The following is a 19,481-nucleotide window of genomic DNA, read 5'->3' as shown; positions in this document are numbered from 1 at the left end:
GCCGCTTGCACTCGCATAACAGTTTTTGCATATTTCATCGCCAGTAGCCCGTCCTTGGGGAGGAGATGGCGCAGATGCTTGAGATGCTCACCGACCACCAGATCGCCGCCCTGTTCGGAGTTGGCGGAGGCATCCTGTTGGGGCTCGCCGCGCGGCTAGGCCGGTTTTGCACGCTCGGCGCCATCGAGGACCTGCTCTATGGCGGCTCGGACCTGCGCCTGCGCATGTGGGCGCTGGCCATCGGCAGCGGCATACTCGGCAGTTTTGCCCTGATCGCGATGGGCGTTCTGGATCCCGGTGACAGCTTCTATCTGTCGATCCGCTGGATGCCGATGGCGTCGATCCTCGGCGGGCTGATGTTCGGCTATGGCATGGCGCTGTCGGGAAATTGCGGCTACGGCGCCATCGCGCGGCTGGGCGGCGGCGATCTGAGGGCCTTTGTCATCGTGCTGGTGATGGGCGTCTTTACCTATGTGACGCTCAGCGGCCCCCTCGCCCCGCTGCGCAACGCCCTGTTCCCGCAAATCGCCGTCACCTCGGACACGCCGCCAGGGCTGGCTCATCACGCCGCCACCCTGACCGGCCTGCCGCTGGGCGTCATCGGCCTGAGCATCGGCGCGCTGATCTGTGTCGGAGCGCTGAGCGGCGCATCCCTGCGGCGCACGCCGGGGGCGATCTTGTGGTCGCTGGTGGTCGGGCTGGCCATCGTCTCGGGCTGGGCCGGAACCGCATGGCTGGCTGAAACGGGTTTCGAGGCGCTTCCCGTTGTCTCGCACAGCTTCTCTGCCCCGCTCGGCGAGACCATCCTCTTTGCCATGACCGGCAGCCTGCGCCCGCTGTCCTTTGCCGTGGGCTCGGTCGCAGGGGTCTGGGTAGGCGCCTTCGTCGGGTCGATGATCCGCGGCCATTTCCGGTGGGAGGCGTGCGAGGACCCGCGCGAGTTGCGCCGCCAGATCCTGGGCGCCGCGATCATGGGCGTAGGTGCGGTGCTGGCCATGGGCTGCACCGTCGGTCAGGGGCTGAGCGCCTTCAGCCTGCTGTCGATCAGCGCACCGGTCACCTTCCTTGCCATCTTCGCGGGCGCCGCTTTGGGCCTGCGCCAGTTGATCGAAGGATTTCGCCCGGCCGGTTAGGGCACCTCACTGCCCCTCGGCAAAGGCTGTAATTTCACCTCTCATTCCCGCAACGGCGCAAGATAGAGAAACGACAGGGTGATGGCGCGCTTCGGGACGTTGATGACGAAAAAGCCCGGCTAGACTGGGCAAAACGCAAAAGCGTGTCGAACACTTTGCTAGGCCCGGACCTCTGGCGCGTATTGGGGATCGGTGCTAGGGGAATCCCAAACGAGCAGAGACGGAGAACACCATGATCCGAGCATTTCTGATTGGCCTGAGCCTCATCACGCTGACCGCCTGTGAAACCGCCAAAGGTGCGGGCCGGGATATCCAGAAAGCGGGCGACGCAATCGAAGGCGCGGCGTCGGATATTCAGCAAAAAATCTAAGCCGCGGGCCGGATCGCGCCTATCGCAGGTGTTGTGTTTAGGCCGCAAATCTTGCCCACCACCGCAAAACAGACGCAATATATAGTTGATCTTGTGCCAGGGCCGGTGTATCCATCCCTTACAGGTGCATAGACGCGGTGATGCATCAGCTGACGCTGACAACGGGGTTCGACTGTCCATGACAGATGAGCCCCGTTTTTCTTTGCGTGAGCGGTGAGATTGCGCAGCTTTTCCGAAAAAGGAAAAGGCGTCAGGTGCTCAGACGCGGTCCTTGCATGCATCCTTGCGGACACTCCCTGACGCCTTACCGAACCGATCCGCCCGAGGGCCGTCCGATTCAGATGCTCCAGCCCCGAAGGACCTTCGCAGCCGCTCCATGTCCGAGGACATGTCACGACCCGCACCGGCCTTTTAAAACCGACCCTTCGCCATGGGTCCGAAAACCCGTCGCGACCGGCCTGTCCTTGGTAAACCTCTGACTTCTCGGGATAAAACTGAAAGTCTCATCCGATCCGTCTTGGCCACCTGACCTGTGCGTCCCGCTCAAGTTCCTAAGAACCTTTGCGATGTCCTGACTGTTACACCAGGCGAAAAAAGGGGCAAGAAAATAGCACTGCAGCATAAAAATTAGCCGGGGATAAGGTGTTGATATCCGCCGGGAAAGCGATGTGGATAAGTCGAGAAATCGCGCAACTCGGGCGGGTTGTTTGGGGATAAAATTCGCGGGGCCCCGGCGGCGGATTTTGGCGCAGTTTCTGCAGGTGCGAAGGGATGCGGACGCCCCGACAGGGGTGAATTAACCGGATTGTACAAGGCTGAGAGGCCGATCTTTCGAATCGTACAACGGAGATTCGCCGATGCGCTACACAATCTCTCAGGCCCGCGCGCAGCTCGGGCAACTGGTCACCCGGGCCCAGGACCCGCGCGAGGTGATCGTGCTGACCCGGAACGGACGCCCCCTGGCGGCGCTGGTCTCGATCCCCGAGGCCGAGCGGATCTGGGACCTGTCCGACAGCGACACAATCGGCTGGCGACACCCCCTGAGCGGGCTGCGCGGCTGGTGGTCCCGGGGCAAGGGCATCCCCGGACTGGAGCCGGGACCGGACGGCAGCTATGTCACCGCGCGCGAGGCGGCGCTGCAGATGCGCGAGATCCAAAGGACGCGGGCCGAGGAACGGCGCATCCTGGCGCGCGGCGGGCTGGACCCGGTCGAGGGCGGCGAGGTGGTCCGGCGGCAGGACACCCCCTGGTGGAGCCGGCTGTTCGGACGGGCGGGCAGCCCCGCGCGCTAGGGCGCCGGTTCGGAATTGCGCGCCTTTGCGGTATGATCCGCCGGATCAGGGAGGACGTGAGATGGCGGACACGGACTATAAGAAACGGATTGCCGACATCAAGAAATGGAACAAGGACCAGAAGGGGGTCGAGAAACGGCGGACCGGATATATCGAGACGACGCGCAAGAAACTGATCTCGCTCGAGGACAAGCTGCGCAAGGACAGCATCGTCTGGAAGGGGTATTTCAAGCACCTCTATCAGTTGAACGACCAATACGTGAAACTCGCCGAACCGCTGGTCAAGGCGCAGGCGGATCTGAAGGCGGCGACCAAGGCCAAGAATGCGGCGAAGGTGGCCGAGATCAAGAAGCAGATCGGCGAGACCGAGAAAAAGCTGAAGCCGGTCGAGAAGAAGTTCCAGAAGAACTATGACGAGATGAAAAAGCTGGACGATGCGATCAAGAAATTGGTCGTGACGGTGGAGAAGCTGTAGGGAAGATGGGGTGGAACCCCATCCTACGGGCGGTTGCAAGGTGCGGGTGGGGGTTTGCCCCTCCGGTTGGTGCGGACGGTTGGGACCGGATGATGGGGTGAAACCCCATCCCACGTTTTTCGAGAGTCGCGCAGGTGGCGTAGGGCGGGTTTCAGCCCGCCAATTGGTGCCGCCAATGCCTCGGACCGGTGCCCGTGGTCAGGTTGGTTGTCGGGCTGAGCCCGCCCTACGGGGATAGATGCAACGGCTGATCTGCACAGGTGATGGGTTGAAAACCCATCCTACGCTTGCTAACCCACTTTACTCTCGTAGTTGCCTCTACCGAGGGTAGCCTCAATACGATAGAGAAGTTTTTCTCGGAACTCGTTCAGGTCAGCGTTCCATCTAATTTGATTGAACTGCCTTATGTCAAAATGAACGACATTTTCGACGTCCGCGATATCGGCTTTCACTGTCCAAATTACGGGAAGGCCAAGACCTTTCGCAAAACCCGCCTCGTAAAACACACCTCCACGCGGGCTTCCTACCAATTCAGACGTCGACCAGCCTTCCGGTTTGGCCAAACCACACGTCAGATCGACGATTACTGCTTTAGATTTTCGAATTTCGGCAATAATTTGATCGTCGATCTTTTCATTGTGTTCTGTATTGTCAATTCTAACGGGCAGGTATCCCGCATTCTGGATCGCAGGAGCGATTGCATCATGATAGAGAGTAGTTTGTTCATGTGAGCCAAACCACATCGCTACAAAGATTTTGTCACTCTTGGAGAGAGTCACGCCAAGTTCTGAGGCATAGAGGTGGCCGGTATAACTTAAGCGAAAGACCTGCTCTTTTGGCTGGAATAGTTGAATATGGCCCTGTTGGTTTGCTTCATTTATTAGAAGACTAATTTCTTCGCGTTCCCCGCCATCTATTGCTTTTTGTGAACCGAGCGCAGCTTGAATAATCCAACTGCTTTCACCTTTCCACAATGAGCTTGTCGCACAGTCTTTACCCAATTTTGGAAACAGATGAGCGATGCATGCTATGAAACGATCGTATTTTTCAGGAACTGGAACGTTTTCGTCAATGTGCGCCCGAGCAATTTCCGCACTGGTTATGTTGGGCGTTTCACCGCGATAGTTGAACTCAAAAATTGTTCGAGAAAGAGACGCTTGTTTTCGGTGTTTATCCGTTGAAGCAGCGGAGCCGCTGATCTGAAACTTACCCCCAGCACGGGGTGAGTAGATTTCGTCAACATCACCCAAAACTGACGGGTTGCGGTGCGCTGGAGTGCCCCAAATAGGGCACTGGCATAGCTCCCATCCCCTCAAGTCAACCATCAATATCCAACGCTGAAGCGCCTCCTAGTTATCCCACCGTGTGGGCACGCAGTTGGCTGCGCCAACCGCTTTCGACCACCGTCACTCAAAATGGACAGCTTAACTGTCCATTTTGAGTGCTGAAATAAACGCCTCCTGCGGGATGTCGACCTTCCCGAACTGGCGCATCTTTTTCTTACCGGCCTTCTGCTTGTCCAGCAGTTTGCGTTTCCGCGTGGCGTCGCCGCCGTAGCATTTCGCGGTCACGTCCTTGCGGAGCGCGGAGAGGGTCTCGCGCGCGATGACCTTGCCGCCGATAGCCGCCTGGATCGGGATCTTGAACATGTGGCGCGGGATCAGGTCCTTGAGCTTTTCGCACATGGCGCGGCCGCGCATCTCGGCCCGGTCGCGGTGGACCATGATGGAGAGTGCGTCGACGGGTTCGTCATTCACCAGGATCGACATCTTGACCAGCGCGTCCTCGCGGTAGTCGGTCATCTGGTAGTCGAAGCTGGCGTAGCCTTTGGTGACGGATTTGAGCCTGTCGTAGAAGTCGAAGACGACCTCGTTCAGCGGCAGGTCATAGACGACCATGGCGCGGGAGCCGGCATAGGTCAGGTCCATCTGGATGCCGCGGCGGTCCTGGCAGAGTTTCAGCACGTCGCCGAGATATTCATCCGGCACGAGGATGGTGGCCTTGATGCGGGGTTCTTCGAGGTGGTCGACCTTGGAGAGGTCGGGCATGTCGGCGGGGTTGTGCAGCTCGATCATCTCGCCGTCTTTCATGAAGACGTGGTAGATCACCGACGGCGCGGTGGTGATGAGCTCGATATCGTATTCGCGTTCGATGCGGTCGCGGATGACCTCGAGGTGGAGGAGGCCCAGGAAGCCGCAGCGGAAGCCGAAGCCGAGGGCGGCGGAGGTTTCCATTTCGTAAGAGAAGGAGGCGTCGTTCAGGGCCAGTTTGTCGATGGCGTCGCGGAGGTCTTCGAATTCGGCGGAGTCCACGGGGAAGAGGCCGCAGAACACCACCGGCTGCGCGGGTTTGAAGCCCGGCAGGGCCACTTCGGTGCCGTTACGGTCATTGGTGATGGTGTCGCCGACGCGGGTGTCGCGGACCTGTTTGATCGAGGCGGTGAGGAAGCCGATTTCGCCGGGACCGAGGCTGTCCACCATCTCCATCTCGGGGCGGAAGACGCCCACGCGGTCGACATGGTGAAGGGTGCCGTTCGACATGAACTTGACCCGCATCCCCTTTTTCAGCGTTCCGTCCATGATGCGGACGAGGACGATGACACCGAGATAGGCGTCGTACCACGAATCGACCAGCATCGCCTTGAGTGGGGCGTCGAGGGTGCCTTGCGGGGCGGGCAACAGGTTGACGATGGATTCCAGCGTTTGGTGGATGCCCTGCCCGGTTTTGGCGCTGACCTGGATGGCGTCGGTCGCGTCGATGCCGATCACGTCCTCGATCTGTTCGGCCACGCGGTCGCAGTCGGAGGCGGGCAGGTCGATCTTGTTCAGCACCGGCACGATCTCATGATCGGCGTCGATGGCCTGATAGACATTGGCCAGCGTCTGCGCCTCGACCCCTTGGGTGCTGTCGACGACCAGCAGAGATCCCTCGACAGCGCGCATGGAGCGGGAGACCTCATAAGCGAAGTCCACGTGGCCGGGGGTGTCGATCAGGTTCAGCACATAGGCCTCGCCGTTGTCGGCGGTGTAGTCGATGCGGACGGTGTTGGCCTTGATGGTGATGCCACGCTCGCGCTCGATATCCATGCTGTCGAGCAGCTGTTCCTTCATGTCGCGATCCTTGACCGTTCCGGTCTCTTGAATGAGCCGGTCGGCAAGGGTGGATTTACCATGGTCGATATGGGCGACGATGGAGAAATTGCGGATATGAGCGAGGTCTGTCATGGGTTGGGGATATGGTTAGGTTTTACAACGCGGTCAAGCGTAGTCAGAGTATATCCAAGGTAATTCTGGGTGAAAACAAACATGGCGGCAGAAACACGCGGAACTGCCGAATGGTCCGAGCTTCAGAACTGGCTGACCAGACAAAATCAACGGATGAACCAAGCGATCGCTGCGCGTTCAAGCCTGTGAAGTCTCGCGGCGCTCATGTAGGAAATGAGATCGCATCGGCAACCACATAATGCTTCCCTCGCACTTCATATTGCTTCCCTCGTGCTTAAGGTCAGCAATCGCGTCGGTTGCCTGAGCTACTTCGACACTCCTGACGCAGTGATCGCCCACTAAGCAACCCGATTTGTAGACCGAAACCTGAACGCAGCCAGCTGCTCGGAGGAGGTTAAGACGCTTGTCGAAGCCGTTGAGGGGTGGCTTGCGTTCCTGCCGTGAGGGGTGCCGGGCTGAAAGCCCGGCCTACGGGTTTGTCTTAGGGCCGGTGTTTGGCTGTGGTGATTTCGCTACTGCGCGGGGGCTTGCCGGTGTCCTCTGAGCAGAAACAGTTTGATGCACTTTTCGTGAATTGATCGGACGATTCCCTTGCGGCATACTGCGCGCGACGCTGAGAGGGGCGGCAAGATCTCTCCGGCCGGGCAAGACGAGGCATAGAGATGAAACAGTTCCTGACAATGGCCCTGTGTATGCTGGCTCTGGCGGCTCCGCTGCCTGCGGCGGCGGCCGGGGGCAAGATCAAGCGGGCCTGCATGGCCAGCGACCGGCCAGCCGCCACGCGGGCGCGGTGCGGTTGCATTCAGCGGGTGGCCAATGACGCGCTCAGCCGGTCCGACCGGGTCAAGGTCGCCGAGTGGTTCACCGACCCGCATCAGGCGCAGGTGGTGAAGATGTCGCGCACCGCCCGTGACGATGCGCTGTGGGACCGCTACGAGGCGTTCGGCCAGCTGGCGCAGGCGGTCTGCAGGTAAGATCTCCGTTCTTCGATGTCGCTTCCCGGGCGCTTCGCCGCCGCCCGGCCTGTCCGTGCTTGACCTGAGCCGTCGCGGCACCCAGAACGGGTGAAACGGCAAGGGACATCGGTATGGTGATGAAAGGTCTGACCCTGCGCGGGGTTGAGGTGTTCGAAGCGCTGGCGCGCACCGGCTCGGTGGCGCAGGCGGCCGAGATCACCGGCCTGAGCCAGCCCTCGATCAGCCAGCAGCTGCGCAATCTGGAGAACGCGCTGGGGACCGAGCTGGTCGATCACGGGCGCCGTCCGATGCGGCTGACCCAAGCCGGGCGCAGCTTTCTGGCCCGGGCCGAGGCGGTGTTGGCCGAGCTGCGGCTGGCGCAGAGTGAGCTGATGGTGATGGACCTGACCCATCTGAGCACGCTGTCGATCGGGCTGATCGACGATTTCGACAATGACCTGACACCGCGGCTGGCGACGTTGCTGGCCGACAGTCTGACCAAGTCGAGATTCAAGCTGATCACCTTGCCCAGCCTTGAGATCTTTGAGGCCATCGAGACGCAGAAGCTGCATCTGGCGGTGTCGGCCACCAGCGGTGAGGTTCTGGAAGGGGTGGTCGAGTACCCTCTGGTCCGGGACCCGTTCATTCTGGTGGCGCCGCGCGGTGCGGTGCCCGATGGTGCCGATATCATGGCCGCGCTGCGCGATCTGCCGTTTCTGCGCTATGCGCGCGAGCAGTTGATCAGCCGCCAGATCGAGGGGCATCTGGCGCGCGAGCAGCTGGAATTCGAGGAGCGCTTCGAGATCGGCTCGCATCTGGCGCTGATGGCGATGGTGGCGCGGCGGCTGGGCTGGGCGCTGACCACGCCGCTGGGATACATGCGGGCGGGGCGGTTTCACGATCAGATCGACGCGTTCGAGGTGCCGTTTGGCGCGTTCTCGCGGACGATCTCGCTGTTCACCCGGATGGACTGGTCCGATCAGGTGCCCCGCGACGTGGCCGAGATGATCCGGCGGCTGGCGCAGAGCCAGATCATCGACCCGGCGGTGGCGCGGCTGCCGTGGCTGAGCGGTCAGTTGGCGGTGATCGAGCCTTAGAGCGCACTCCGAAAAGCGGGGGCCGGTTTTCGGATCAAACTGCGCGATTTGACAAAAGACAGAGCGGCGCATTCGATTCAGATTTGTCTGTGCCGCTCTAGGCGAGGTGGCGTTTGAGCCCGGCGGCTGCCGCCTCGATCAGGTCCAGGGCGCCGTCGAAATCGCGGGTGTAGTACGGGTCGGGGACGTGATCGGCGCCGGTTTCGGGGGCGAAGTCGGTCAGCAGGCGGACCGGGGTGGCGTTGCCCGCGGGCCGCAGGTGCTCGATATCCGCGATATTGCTGTCGTCCATGCCGAGGATCAGGTCGAACCGGTCGAAATCGCCGGCGGTGAACTGCCGCGCGCGCAGGTCCGAGAGGTCGACGCCGCGCGCCTTGGCCGCCTGCCGCATCGGGCCATAGGGCGGGTCGCCCGCATGCCAGCCAGCGGTGCCGGCGCTGTCGGTTGCGGTCTCGGGGCTGAGCGCGCGGAAGACGCCTTCGGCGGCGGGTGAGCGGCAGATATTGCCGAGGCAGACAAAGAGGATTCGATGGGTCATGATGACCCCGTTTTAAAGCGCTTTGCGTTTGATTTGAATCGGAATACGCCTCGGATTGAACGCAAAGCGCTGCAAAGGCTGGAGCGGATATGCAAAAGATCGTCATTCTGACCGGCGCCGGGATATCGGCGGAAAGCGGGCTGGGCACGTTTCGGGATGAGGGGGGCCTGTGGGCACAGCACCGGATCGAGGATGTGGCGACGCCCGAGGGGTTTGCCCGCGATCCGGCGCTGGTGCACGGGTTCTACAACGCGCGCCGGATGCAGGCGGCGAAGGCCCGGCCCAACACGGCGCATGCGGCCCTGGCACGGCTGCAGCGGGACTGGCCGGGTGAGGTGGTCATCGTGACCCAGAATGTGGACGGGCTGCACGAGGCCGGGGGCGCCGAGGAGGTGATCCACATGCACGGCGTGCTGGCGGGCGCCTTATGCGCCGCCTGCGGTCATCGCTGGCCCGCGCCCGAAGAGATGGCGGTGGGAGAGCCCTGCCCCGCCTGCAACGGCCCCACGGCGCGGCCGGATGTGGTGTGGTTCGGCGAGATGCCGTACCGGATGGACGAAATCTATGATCACCTGGCCGGGGCCGCGATCTTTGCCGCCATCGGCACCTCGGGTCAGGTCTATCCGGCGGCAGCCTTCGTGCATGAGGCCATTGCCGCGGGGGCACGGACGGTGGAGCTGAACCTCGATCCCTCGGACACGGTGTCAAGCTTTGACGAGACCCGCTTTGGCCCCGCGACCCAGACCGTGCCCGCCTGGGTCACGGAATTGCTCGGGCAGTCGGAATAGGCACAGGCCGGGGCAACGCCCGGCCTGACGCATGGATGAGGGCCGCAGAGCGGCCTGAAGGCAGGCGTGGCCCTCAGTTCGAGTGTTTCTGGTGTCCTGCGCCTTCGCCCGGCTTGCGCTCCAGATCGACGGGGATTTCGATCTGTACTTCGCCCGCTTTCTCGAAGATCAGCGTCACCGGGATCATCGCGCCCTGCTCGAAGGGCTGGGTGAGGCCCATGAACATCACGTGATCGCCTCCTCGGGCCAGCGGGTGCGCCGCGCCCGCGGGGATGGCAAAGCCCTCGGGCACATGCAGCATCTGGGCGACCCCGTCGGCATTGACCTTGTGGGTGTGCAACTCGACCCGGGCGGCGGCGTCGGATTTTGCGTCGATCAGGCGGTCGGCCTCATCGCCGTGGTTCATGATCGTCATGAACGCGGCCCCGGCCTTGGCGGATTTGCCGGCGGCGCGGGCATAGGCGTCTTCGATCATGATGGCCCCGTCGGCCAGGGCGGCGCCGGCCACTGTCAGGGTTGCCGTGGCGGCGAGCAGGATGGATTTGAGCGACATTGCGTCTCTCCTCACTTGTGTCTGATGTTCCTTGGAATTCTGTGGGGTCAGACACGCCGGGGCGGTGCCCGGGCCGAGGCGCGGAGCGTGGCCGGGGAGATCAGATTGCGGGCGGTGCGCTGCGGTGCCGGCTGAATGGCCTCGGGCGCTGGAGGCAGCGGGGCCGCGTCCGGCGCGATGGCGCCCAGCAGGGTAAGCGCGAAGTCCGGGCAGTAATGCAGAGCCTGTGTCGGCTGACCCTCGGCATCCACATAGACGATGACCGGGCCGGTGCCGGTGCAGATCTCCACTTGCCCCACGGCGGCATCCAGCCCGCGCGAGGCGGCAAGGCTCTGCCCGGTCAGGGCCAGAAGCGCCGACAGCGCAAGCGCCAGATATGTGCGGAGACAGGTCTGCATCGCGGCTTTGGTATAGGTCCGCAGCCGGGACCGCTTCAAGCGCAATCGGCAGCCTGCGACAGCAAGGCTGCCATGGCCGCATCTGGTCCGCCGGTCACATTGCAATGGGCGATGCCGGTCTCGGCTGTGAAACTCTTGCCCTTCCCAGCCCGGCGCAACCCACTGACATCATGCGGCGAACCAGGGGCGCGGTGACCGGGGCGCGCAAAACAGATGTGCCACAGTCGGCCACAACAGAAAAACCGCCAATTTGATGCATCCCGGGATCATGTATACGTTGCGGTGTAGGTTGTCTCAGACCTTACACTTGAATTCGGGTCGGCCGCCGCCGGTCTGACCCGGCAAACTGGAACCTTCGGTCATGCCCAATATCAACGGGACAGGATCCGCCGACAACATCGACGTCACCGATGACAACGGCACATTGAACGGCACGCCACAAGGCACGCCGATCAATAATATTCGCGCCCGGGGCGGCAACGACACGGTAACGGTGACCAACAGCACCATTTCCGGCACGGTTCGTGGAAACGGCGGCGCCGACGACATTACCGTGACCGGAAGCACGGTTGGCGGCAGCGTCAATGCGGGCTCGGGCAGCGATACGGTTTCGATCCAGGGCTCGGATGTCGGCAACATCCGGCAGGGCGGCGGCAACGATACGCTGGACCTCATCAGCACCACCGTCACCGGCGATGTGCAGGGCGGCAACGGCACCGATACGCTGAACCTGCCGACGGGGACGGTGGTGAACGATGCCACCTTCGGGACGTTCACTGTGTCGGCGGGGGTCGGTTATTCCCTGTCGAGCGGCACCTTCACCCTGCCCTCGGGAACGGTCATTACCTATTCCGCTTTCGAAAACGGCACCGGTTTTCCGTGTTTCACCCGCGACACGCTGATCCGGTCCGGCGGCAGAGCAATCAGCGTGCAGAACCTGCAGGTGGGCGATCAGGTTGCGACCGCAGGCAACGGACCGCAGCCCATTCGCTGGATCGGCAGGCGGCGTTTCGAGCTGCGTGATCTTGAGGAGAACCCCAAGCTCAGACCGGTTCGGATTCTGGAAGGCGCATTGGGTCATGGCCTTCCGGAGCGCGATCTTCTGGTATCGCGCCAGCATCGCATGCTGGTCCGGTCAAAGATCGCGCAGCGGATGTTCGGCGCCTTCGAGGTTCTGATCCCCGCGATCAAGCTGACCGCCCTGCCCGGCGTTTTCATCGACGAGAGCGTCGAGAGCGTCGAATACTATCACCTGCTGTTCGACCGGCATGAGATCGTCTTTGCCGAGGGCGCGCCCAGCGAGAGCCTCTACACCGGGCCGGAAGCGCTGGATGCGATCAGTAGCGAGGCCCGACGCGAGATTTTCGGGATTTTCCCCGAATTGGTCGATCTGAACTATGAACCTCCGGCGGCGCGCTATATCCCGCGCGGGCGGCAGCAGGCGCAGCTGGTCGCGCGGCATCTCAAGAACAACAAGCCGCTTCTGAGCTTCGGGTGATCCGGGCCGGGGCCGGCCTTGATCCGGGGCATCGAGCGGCGGTGGTGCGCACGCAAAGACCCCGCACCTTGGGGCGCGGGGTCCGAAATCCGGTGATCGGAAAGTGTGGGATCAGGCCGAGGCTTGGGCCTTGGCGATCTCTTTCTTCACTTTCAGGGCGTTGGCCGACAGATCCTCGTCCTTGGCTTTGGCCAGGAACGCGTCCAGACCACCGCGGTGGTCGACCGAGCGCAGGGCGGCTGCCGAGATGCGCAGCTTGACGCCGCGGCCCAGGGTTTCCGACTGCAGTGTGACGTCGTTCAGGTTGGGCAGAAAACGACGCTTGGTCTTGTTGTTGGCGTGGCTGACATTGTTGCCAGTCATCGGGCCTTTTCCGGTCAGTTCGCAACGGCGCGACATGGTTTCTTCCTTTGTTTCTGGTGGCAGGGCATCGGGCCGTCTGCCAAATCACAAGGGGCGCGGCCGGTGGACGCGCCCGAAAACTGGTTGGATGCGTTTAGGAGGAATCGCCGGAAGGGTCAAGACGGGTGGTGTGAAATCTTTGGATTCGCGGACCTCGCATATTGAGGCGCATGTATGGCCCGTGCCGGGCCGTGCCGCTGGCAGGAGTATTTAGAAAAAGATGAAGCGAGGAGCTCGAGGAGGTCAGGCGGTTTTCAGGGCGGCCAGCATCTGTTCGGCGGCGGCGGTGGGGCCGAGACGCCCTTGGGCCACGTCACCGCTGAGCCGGTCCATTTCCGAGCGAGCCTCGGGCGTGTTGAGGCGGGCGAGCAGGGCGTGGCGGACCTCCTGGTCGAACCAGTAGCGGGCCTGGGTGGCGCGGTTGGCGTCCCAGTGGCCGTTTTCCTTGCGCCAGTCGGTGAGCGCCTGCATTTCGCTCCAGGCGTCGGCGAGGCCCTCGTGCTCGACCGCCGAGACCATCATCGCCTTGGGGAAATCCGCCGGGTCCTGCGGGCGTTTGCGCAAAAGCCGTAGGGCGCCCATGTAATCGGCGCAGGTGCGGGTGGCGGCGGGTTTCAGGTCTCCGTCGGCCTTGTTGATCAGGATCAGGTCGGCCATCTCCATGATGCCGCGTTTGACGCCCTGCAGTTCATCTCCGCCGGCGGGCGCGAGCAGCAGCAAGAAGAGGTCGGACATCTCGGCCACCACGGTTTCGGATTGCCCCACCCCAACGGTTTCGATCAGCACCACGTCGAAGCATGCGGCCTCGCACAGCGCCACCGCCTCGCGGGTGCGGCGGGCGACGCCGCCGAGATGGGTCTGGCTGGGTGACGGGCGGATGAAGGCGTTTTTCTCGCGGCTGAGGCGCTCCATCCTTGTCTTGTCGCCCAGGATCGAGCCGCCGGAGCGGGCCGAGCTGGGATCAACGGCGAGTACGGCGACCCGCAGGTCCTGCCCGGTCAGCAGCATCCCGAAGGCCTCGATGAACGTGGATTTGCCCACCCCTGGCGTGCCCGAGAGGCCGACGCGCAGGGCCTGGCGGCGGGCTTTGGACAGGTGTTCGAGCAGCTCGCCCGCCTGCGCCCGGTGATCGGCGCGCTGGCTTTCCACCAGCGTGATGGCGCGGGCCAGTGCGCGGCGGTCGCCGGTCAGGATGCGGTCTGCAAGCTCGGTGATGTCCATGGGGCACCTTTCGGGAATTTTGCCTAGATGACGCAGGGGCGGCTGGTTTGTCCAGAGGGGCGTGCGGCAAGTGGTTGCGCCGGATTGTCCCGATGCACCCGCGCTGGACCTGCGAGCGCGCTTTGGCGATAAGGCGGGGATGAGCAGGTTACCGATAGAGGATGTCCTTCCGGAACTGATCGCGGCGCTGAGGGCGCGCGGGCGGGCGGTGTTGCAGGCCCCGCCCGGGGCGGGCAAGACCACGCGGGTGCCGCTGGCGATGCTGGAGGCGGGGCTGTGCGACGGCCGGATCGTCATGCTGGAGCCGCGGAGGCTGGCAGCGCGGGCCGCTGCCGAGCGGATGGCCGAGACGCTGGGCGAGCGGGCGGGCGAGACCGTGGGGTACCGCGTGCGCGGTGAGGCCAACGTGTCCAAGGCCACGCGGATCGAGGTGGTGACCGAGGGGATCCTCACCCGGATGCTGCAGTCCGAGCCGGATTTGCCGGGCGTGGGTGCGGTGATTTTCGATGAATTCCACGAGCGGTCGCTGAATGCCGATCTGGGGCTGGCCTTGTGTCTGGAGGTCGCGGGCGCGCTGCGCGAGGATCTGATCCTGCTGGCGATGTCGGCGACGCTGGATGCGGGGCCGGCGGGCGAGTTGATGGATGCGCCGCTGGTGACGTCGGAGGGGCGGAGCTATCCGGTGGAGATGCGCTGGCTGGAGCGCCCCTTGGGGGCGCAGGCGCGGCGGCTGGATGCTCTGGTCGATCTGGTGGAACGGGCGGTGCGCGAGACGCGGGGCGTTGGCGGCGGGGTGCTGGTGTTTCTGCCCGGCGAGGGCGAGATACGGCGGGCCGAGGCGGTGCTGGCCGGGCGGCTTCCGGAGGGCTGCGTTGTGCGTCCGCTGTTCGGGGCGATGCCCTTTGCCGCCCAGCGCGCGGCGATTGCACCGATGGAGCGGGGGCGCAAGGTGGTGTTGGCCACATCCATTGCCGAGACCTCGCTGACCATTCCCGACATTCGCGTGGTGGTGGATATGGGTCAGGCACGGCGGGCGCGGTTTGATCCGGGATCCGGCATGTCGCGGCTGGTGACGGAACGGGTGACGCGGGCGGAGGCGACGCAGCGGGCGGGGCGCGCGGGGCGGGTGGCCGAGGGCGTGTGTTACCGGCTGTGGTCGAAGGGCGAAGATGGGGCGCTGGCCGCGTTTCCGCCTGCCGAGATCGAGGCGGCGGATCTGACCGGGCTGGCGCTGGAACTGGCGCTCTGGGGCGCGGAGCCGGAGGAGCTGGCGTTTCTGACGCCGCCGCCCGAAGGGGCCCTGGCCGAAGCGCGGGCGTTGTTGGCGATGCTGGGGGCGCTCGACGGCAAGGGGCGGATCACGGACCACGGGCGGGCACTGGCCGCCCTGCCCCTGCATCCGCGTCTGAGGCATATGCTGGTGACGGCGGGGGCCGAGGCCGCGCCTCTGGCGGCGTTGATGGCCGAGCGCGATCCGCTGCGCGGGGCGCCGGTGGATCTGGCGCTGCGGCTGGAGGCGCTGCGCGATCCCAAGCGGTTTCAGCGTAACCGGCCCTATCAGGTGAATATGGGTGTGCTGGACCGGATCAAGGGAGAGGTTCGGCGGTTGCGGGCGCAGGCCAAGGGCACGGGAGCCGGGCTGAGCCCGGCGGCAATGGCGGCGCTGGCCTATCCCGACCGGATCGGACAGCGGCGCAAGGGCGATGCGGCGCGCTATGTGCTGTCAGGCGGCAAGGGCGCGGTGCTGGAGGCAGGAGACGGGCTGGCAAGCGCGCCCTATCTGGTGGCCATCGACACGGACGGGAACCCGCGCGAGGCGAAGATCCGGCTGGCAGCGCAGATTTCGGAGCGGGAGATACGGGATCTGTTTGGCGATCAGATTGCTTGGGTCGATCTCTGCGAGTGGTCGAAACGCGAGCGCCGGGTGGTGGCGCGGCGGCAGGAGCGGTTCGGAGCGATCACGCTGGATGACCGGATCTGGAAGGATGTGCCGCCCGAGGCGGTGGCCCGCGCTATGCTGGACGGGGTGCGCGATCTGGCGCTGCGGCTAGAGGGGGCGAGCGCCCGGCTGGCGGCGCGGGTGGAACTGGTGCGGGCCGAAGGGGGTGATCTGCCGGATTTCTCGGTCGCCGGGCTGATGGACACGTTGGAAGGCTGGCTGCTGCCGATGCTGACAGGCGTGAAAAGCGCCGAGGACTGGAAGCGGTTCGATCCGTTGCCCGCGCTCAGGACAGCGCTGAGTTGGGAACAGATGCAGGAGCTGGACCGCCGGGCGCCGGGCGCGTTCGTCACCCCGCTGGGGCGCAAGGTGCCCATCGGCTATGGCAGCGAGGTGCCAGAGATCTCGGTGCGCCTGCAGGAGATGTTCGGAGTGACCCGGCATCCGGTGGTGGGCGGGGTGCCGCTGAAGATCACCCTGCTGTCCCCGGCGCAGCGGCCGATTCAGATCACCCGCGATCTGCCGGGGTTCTGGGCCGGGTCCTATGCGGATGTGCGCAAGGACATGCGGGCGCAATATCCCAAGCATCCCTGGCCCGAGGACCCGACCGAGGCGGACCCGACCCTGCGGGCAAAGCCCCGCCGATAGACCCAACCTTCGCAGCGACTGCCTAAGCGTCGCACATGTTTGGCGGATTGGTTATGCTACTATCGGCAAAACGATCCGCAAAACCGGGTGTTACGCGTTGGGCCAGCTTCAGAAACTCATCCACGAGAAACTCGACCCCAGTGACCGGACCGACCGGGTGGGCCGGTATCTGGACCTGTTCCTGATCACCCTCATTGCGATCAACGTGGCCGCCGTGGTCCTGGAAACCGTGGGCAGTATCAACGCGCGCTTTCACACGGCGTTCTGGGTGATCGAGGTGATCTCGGTCGTGGTGTTCAGCGTCGAGTATATCGCGCGGGTATGGGCCAGCCCCGAACACCCGGAGTTTCAGGACAAGGCGCATCCCCGGCTGGCCTACATGCTGTCTCCGCTGGCACTGATCGACCTGCTGGCGATCCTGCCGTTCTACCTCGGCTTCATCGTCGATATGGACCTGCGGTTCCTGCGGGTGCTGCGGCTGCTGCGCATCCTCAAGCTGACCCGGTATTCCTCGGCCATGTCGATGCTGCTGGATGTGTTCCGGGAGGAGGCCAATGCGTTCTTTGCGGGGTTCTTCATCCTGATCGTGCTGCTGGTTCTGGCCGCGAGCGGCGCCTATCTGGCCGAGCATGAGGTGCAGCCGGACAAGTTCGGCTCGATCCCCGCGGCGATGTGGTGGGCGATGGCGACGCTGACGACCGTTGGGTATGGCGATGTCACGCCGATCACGCCCGCCGGGCAGATCTTCGGGTCTCTGGTCGGCGTGGTGGGCATCGGCATCGCCGCCCTGCCCGCCGGTATTCTGGCCAGCGGCATGGCGGATCTGCTGCGGCGCCGGCGGGCGGAGCTGACCAAGCAGCTGCGGGTCGCTCTGGAGGACGGAGTGATCGATGCCAATGAGGAAGAGGAGCTGGAGCAGATCCGGCGGGATCTGGGGCTGAGCAAGCGGGTTGCCGAGGAGATCCGGGACGATGTGCAGAGGTCGCGCAAACATGCCGGACTGGGCCAGTGTCCGCATTGCGGCAGAAACCTGGGTTAGGGCGGGGTTTTCCGCGTGATTTGCCGTTGGCCCTTGGGGCGGTCAGGCGGACGAGCGGATCATGTCGGCGGCTTTCTCGGCGATCATGATGACCGGTGAGGCGGTATTGCCGGAGGTGATTTTCGGCATGATCGAGGCGTCGATGACGCGCAGGCCGTCCACGCCGTGGACGCGCAGCTCGGGCGTCACCACCGCCATAGGGTCGGTGCCCATCTTGCAGGTGCCCACCGGGTGAAAGATCGTGGTGGCGATGTTGCCCGTCTCGGCCAGCAGATCGGCATCGGATTGGGCCTTTGGCCCCGGCAGAAACTCCTGCGGCTGATAGGGGCGCAGCGCCTTGGCCGTCATGATCATGCGGGCCTGTTTGACGGCGGTAACGGCGACCTGCTTGTCGCGCTCCGCGCTGAGGTAGTTGAGACGGATATCGGGCTGCGGGTCGGGTTGGTTGGTGGTGATATGGCTGTGGCCCACGCTTTCGGGACGCAGGTTGCAGACCGAGACGGTGATGGCCGGGAACGGGTGCAGCGGGTCGCCGAGCCTGTCGGTGGAGAGCGGCTGGACATGGTATTCCAGGTCCGGGGTGGCGAGCGCGGGATCGGATTTGGTGAAGAGGCCGAACTGACTGGGCGCCATCGACAGGGGCCCTGAGCGGGTGAGCGCGTATTTCAGCGCGATTCCGATGCGGCCGGTCAGGGAGTTGGCCTTTTCGTTGAGCGTCTCGGTGCCTGAGACCTTGAACACGGTGCGGATTTGCAGGTGGTCCTGCAGGTTCTCTCCGACACCGGGCAGGTCGTGGACCGGGGTGATGCCCAGCGGCGAGAGGCGGTCAGGCCGGCCGATGCCGGACAGCTCCAGCAGCTTGGGCGAGTTGAGGGAACCGGCGGCCAGCAGCACCTCGCGCCGGGCTGTCACCGTCAGGGGTTTGCCGTTGTGGCGGAGGGCGACGCCGGTGACGCGCTTGCCGTCGAGGATCAGCCGGTCGGTCATGGCATGGGTCAGCACCCGCAGGTTGGGGCGTTTCATGGCCGGGCGGAGAAAGGCCTTGGTGGTGTTCCAGCGCAGGCCGTTCCTCTGGTTCACTTCGAAGAAGCCCGAGCCCTCGTTGCTGCCCGAGTTGAAATCCTCGGTGGGACCGTAGCCGAACTCGCGGGCGCCCTCCTGAAAGGCGCGCAGGATGTCCCAACTGAGGCGCTGGGTGGTCACCTTCCATTCGCCCCCTGCCCCGTGCAGATCGGTCTCGCCCTTGTGGTGATCCTCGGATTTGCGGAACCAGGGCAGCACGTCGTCCCAGCCCCAGCCCGCATTGCCCATCTGCCGCCAGCCGTCATAGTCGGCGGCCTGCCCGCGCATGTAGATCATGCCGTTGATCGAGGTGCAGCCGCCCAGCACCTTGCCGCGGGGATAGACCAGCGACCGGCCGTTGAGGCCGGGTTCGGACGCGGTCTTCATCATCCAGTCGACGCGCGGATTGCCGATGCAGTAGAGGTAGCCGACCGGGATATCCACCCAGTGGTAGCGGTCATTGCCGCCTGCTTCTAGCAGCAGGACGTTTGTGTTCGGATCCTCGCTCAGGCGATTGGCCAGCACGCAGCCGGCGGTGCCGCCACCGACGATGACGTAGTCATAGTCGCCTGTTAGCTGTTCGGTCATATGGCTCTCCCTCGCCCGCCAGCTTGCCGATTGGTGCGGGAGTTGCAATGGGGTGCAAGGGGGCAGCGCAGGGTTGGCGTGCCGGTAGCTCAACAGAGGGCCGCGGCCTCCCTCGGGTGGGCGCACGCAACGCGTGTGGTCGGCGGTTTATCTCAAAAGCTCCGGACGACGGGCGAGCGGCGTGGGGCATCGCCAATGCGCCCTCCCATGCGGGAGCGAGGGCGCGGCCCGGCGGGCTACGCCCTTGATTCCGGGCCCGG

The 19,481-nt window shown here is 64.1% G+C and carries 18 protein-coding genes; 10 read left to right on the top strand and 8 right to left on the bottom strand.

All coding sequences use genetic code 11. The annotated features are described in order from the left end of the window. Nucleotides 1–74 precede the first annotated feature (74 nt). The 4 genes from GOX53_RS20995 to GOX53_RS20980 all read left to right on the top strand — a co-directional run bounded on the left by GOX53_RS20995 (nt 75) and on the right by GOX53_RS20980 (nt 3,270). A complete protein-coding gene (locus GOX53_RS20995; protein WP_171179848.1) occupies nt 75–1,133 on the top strand; it encodes a YeeE/YedE family protein in 1,059 nt (352 codons plus the stop codon). A 232-nt stretch (nt 1,134–1,365) separates the two neighbouring features. Beyond that, the gene (locus tag GOX53_RS20990) at nt 1,366–1,503 is read left to right on the top strand and encodes an entericidin A/B family lipoprotein (protein ID WP_171179846.1); all 138 of its coding nucleotides are present in this window, start codon (nt 1,366–1,368) and stop codon (nt 1,501–1,503) included. Between the two features lie 857 nt (nt 1,504–2,360). After that, the gene (locus tag GOX53_RS20985; protein WP_171179844.1) at nt 2,361–2,795 is read left to right on the top strand and encodes a type II toxin-antitoxin system Phd/YefM family antitoxin; all 435 of its coding nucleotides are present in this window, start codon (nt 2,361–2,363) and stop codon (nt 2,793–2,795) included. A 61-nt stretch (nt 2,796–2,856) separates the two neighbouring features. Further along, a complete protein-coding gene (locus GOX53_RS20980; protein ID WP_171179842.1) occupies nt 2,857–3,270 on the top strand; it encodes a hypothetical protein in 414 nt (137 codons plus the stop codon). Nucleotides 3,271–3,560: 290 nt separating this feature from the next. Here the strand turns inward: GOX53_RS20980 and GOX53_RS20975 are convergent, their stop codons facing one another. After that, nucleotides 3,561–4,595 carry a hypothetical protein gene (locus GOX53_RS20975; protein WP_217351867.1) on the bottom strand — a complete coding sequence of 345 codons (1,035 nt, stop codon included), beginning with the start codon at nt 4,593–4,595 and terminating at the stop codon, nt 3,561–3,563. Between the two features lie 99 nt (nt 4,596–4,694). Continuing rightward, nucleotides 4,695–6,494: a translation elongation factor 4 gene (lepA, locus tag GOX53_RS20970; protein WP_171179839.1), complete on the bottom strand. Its 1,800-nt coding sequence runs from the start codon at nt 6,492–6,494 to the stop codon at nt 4,695–4,697. A gap of 662 nt (nt 6,495–7,156) precedes the next feature. On the opposite strand from lepA, the gene GOX53_RS20965 reads away from it, so the two are divergent. Both GOX53_RS20965 and GOX53_RS20960 read left to right on the top strand, forming a co-directional pair. Next, entirely contained in the window at nt 7,157–7,468 is a 312-nt protein-coding gene (locus tag GOX53_RS20965; RefSeq protein WP_171179837.1) for a hypothetical protein, read from the top strand. Between the two features lie 113 nt (nt 7,469–7,581). Beyond that, a complete protein-coding gene (locus GOX53_RS20960; protein WP_171179835.1) occupies nt 7,582–8,547 on the top strand; it encodes a LysR family transcriptional regulator in 966 nt (321 codons plus the stop codon). Nucleotides 8,548–8,644: 97 nt separating this feature from the next. Here the strand turns inward: GOX53_RS20960 and GOX53_RS20955 are convergent, their stop codons facing one another. After that, nucleotides 8,645–9,085: a low molecular weight protein-tyrosine-phosphatase gene (locus GOX53_RS20955; RefSeq protein WP_171179833.1), complete on the bottom strand. Its 441-nt coding sequence runs from the start codon at nt 9,083–9,085 to the stop codon at nt 8,645–8,647. 89 nt (nt 9,086–9,174) lie between these two features. Between GOX53_RS20955 and GOX53_RS20950 the strand changes: the two genes are divergently transcribed. Further along, entirely contained in the window at nt 9,175–9,873 is a 699-nt protein-coding gene (locus tag GOX53_RS20950) for an NAD-dependent deacylase (RefSeq protein WP_171179831.1), read from the top strand. 73 nt (nt 9,874–9,946) lie between these two features. On the opposite strand, the gene GOX53_RS20945 is transcribed toward GOX53_RS20950, so the two are convergent. Both GOX53_RS20945 and GOX53_RS20940 read right to left on the bottom strand, forming a co-directional pair. Beyond that, the gene (locus tag GOX53_RS20945) at nt 9,947–10,426 is read right to left on the bottom strand and encodes a copper chaperone PCu(A)C (RefSeq protein WP_171179829.1); all 480 of its coding nucleotides are present in this window, start codon (nt 10,424–10,426) and stop codon (nt 9,947–9,949) included. A gap of 47 nt (nt 10,427–10,473) precedes the next feature. Next, nucleotides 10,474–10,863 (bottom strand): hypothetical protein, encoded by a 390-nt coding sequence (locus GOX53_RS20940; RefSeq protein WP_254446682.1) that lies wholly within the window; start codon nt 10,861–10,863, stop codon nt 10,474–10,476. Between the two features lie 322 nt (nt 10,864–11,185). Between GOX53_RS20940 and GOX53_RS20935 the strand changes: the two genes are divergently transcribed. Further along, a complete protein-coding gene (locus GOX53_RS20935) occupies nt 11,186–12,322 on the top strand; it encodes a Hint domain-containing protein (RefSeq protein WP_171179827.1) in 1,137 nt (378 codons plus the stop codon). A 111-nt stretch (nt 12,323–12,433) separates the two neighbouring features. Here GOX53_RS20935 and rpmB read toward each other — a convergent pair whose 3' ends face one another. Together rpmB and meaB are read right to left on the bottom strand one after the other, a co-directional pair. Continuing rightward, on the bottom strand, nt 12,434–12,721 hold the full coding sequence (gene rpmB, locus GOX53_RS20930) for a 50S ribosomal protein L28 (protein WP_138839816.1): 288 nt from the start codon (nt 12,719–12,721) through the stop codon (nt 12,434–12,436). A gap of 246 nt (nt 12,722–12,967) precedes the next feature. Next, the gene (meaB, locus tag GOX53_RS20925; protein ID WP_171179825.1) at nt 12,968–13,945 is read right to left on the bottom strand and encodes a methylmalonyl Co-A mutase-associated GTPase MeaB; all 978 of its coding nucleotides are present in this window, start codon (nt 13,943–13,945) and stop codon (nt 12,968–12,970) included. A gap of 139 nt (nt 13,946–14,084) precedes the next feature. On the opposite strand from meaB, the gene hrpB reads away from it, so the two are divergent. Together hrpB and GOX53_RS20915 are read left to right on the top strand one after the other, a co-directional pair. Then, the gene (gene hrpB / locus GOX53_RS20920; protein WP_171179823.1) at nt 14,085–16,532 is read left to right on the top strand and encodes an ATP-dependent helicase HrpB; all 2,448 of its coding nucleotides are present in this window, start codon (nt 14,085–14,087) and stop codon (nt 16,530–16,532) included. Nucleotides 16,533–16,629: 97 nt separating this feature from the next. Next, entirely contained in the window at nt 16,630–17,571 is a 942-nt protein-coding gene (locus GOX53_RS20915) for a potassium channel family protein (protein ID WP_217351866.1), read from the top strand. A gap of 42 nt (nt 17,572–17,613) precedes the next feature. Here GOX53_RS20915 and GOX53_RS20910 read toward each other — a convergent pair whose 3' ends face one another. Further along, on the bottom strand, nt 17,614–19,221 hold the full coding sequence (locus GOX53_RS20910) for a GMC family oxidoreductase (protein ID WP_171179819.1): 1,608 nt from the start codon (nt 19,219–19,221) through the stop codon (nt 17,614–17,616). Nucleotides 19,222–19,481 lie beyond the last annotated feature (260 nt).

This window comes from Ruegeria sp. HKCCD8929 (genome assembly GCF_013031405.1).
GTDB lineage: Bacteria > Pseudomonadota > Alphaproteobacteria > Rhodobacterales > Rhodobacteraceae > Ruegeria.
The sequence above is the reverse complement of the archived record's forward strand: the minus strand, read 5'-3'. Positions and strand labels throughout refer to the sequence as shown.

Bases quoted from the DNA above. Each gene is read 5' to 3' on its own strand.
- GOX53_RS20995 (WP_171179848.1), top strand. From the start codon at position 75: ATGCTTGAGATGCTCACCGACCACCAGATCGCCGCCCTGTTCGGAGTT.
- GOX53_RS20990 (WP_171179846.1), top strand. From the start codon at position 1,366: ATGATCCGAGCATTTCTGATTGGCCTGAGCCTCATCACGCTGACCGCC.
- GOX53_RS20985 (WP_171179844.1), top strand. From the start codon at position 2,361: ATGCGCTACACAATCTCTCAGGCCCGCGCGCAGCTCGGGCAACTGGTC.
- GOX53_RS20980 (WP_171179842.1), top strand. From the start codon at position 2,857: ATGGCGGACACGGACTATAAGAAACGGATTGCCGACATCAAGAAATGG.
- GOX53_RS20975 (WP_217351867.1), bottom strand. From the start codon at position 4,595: ATGGTTGACTTGAGGGGATGGGAGCTATGCCAGTGCCCTATTTGGGGC.
- lepA (WP_171179839.1), bottom strand. From the start codon at position 6,494: ATGACAGACCTCGCTCATATCCGCAATTTCTCCATCGTCGCCCATATC.
- GOX53_RS20965 (WP_171179837.1), top strand. From the start codon at position 7,157: ATGAAACAGTTCCTGACAATGGCCCTGTGTATGCTGGCTCTGGCGGCT.
- GOX53_RS20960 (WP_171179835.1), top strand. From the start codon at position 7,582: ATGGTGATGAAAGGTCTGACCCTGCGCGGGGTTGAGGTGTTCGAAGCG.
- GOX53_RS20955 (WP_171179833.1), bottom strand. From the start codon at position 9,085: ATGACCCATCGAATCCTCTTTGTCTGCCTCGGCAATATCTGCCGCTCA.
- GOX53_RS20950 (WP_171179831.1), top strand. From the start codon at position 9,175: ATGCAAAAGATCGTCATTCTGACCGGCGCCGGGATATCGGCGGAAAGC.
- GOX53_RS20945 (WP_171179829.1), bottom strand. From the start codon at position 10,426: ATGTCGCTCAAATCCATCCTGCTCGCCGCCACGGCAACCCTGACAGTG.
- GOX53_RS20935 (WP_171179827.1), top strand. From the start codon at position 11,186: ATGCCCAATATCAACGGGACAGGATCCGCCGACAACATCGACGTCACC.
- rpmB (WP_138839816.1), bottom strand. From the start codon at position 12,721: ATGTCGCGCCGTTGCGAACTGACCGGAAAAGGCCCGATGACTGGCAAC.
- meaB (WP_171179825.1), bottom strand. From the start codon at position 13,945: ATGGACATCACCGAGCTTGCAGACCGCATCCTGACCGGCGACCGCCGC.
- hrpB (WP_171179823.1), top strand. From the start codon at position 14,085: ATGAGCAGGTTACCGATAGAGGATGTCCTTCCGGAACTGATCGCGGCG.
- GOX53_RS20910 (WP_171179819.1), bottom strand. From the start codon at position 19,221: ATGACCGAACAGCTAACAGGCGACTATGACTACGTCATCGTCGGTGGC.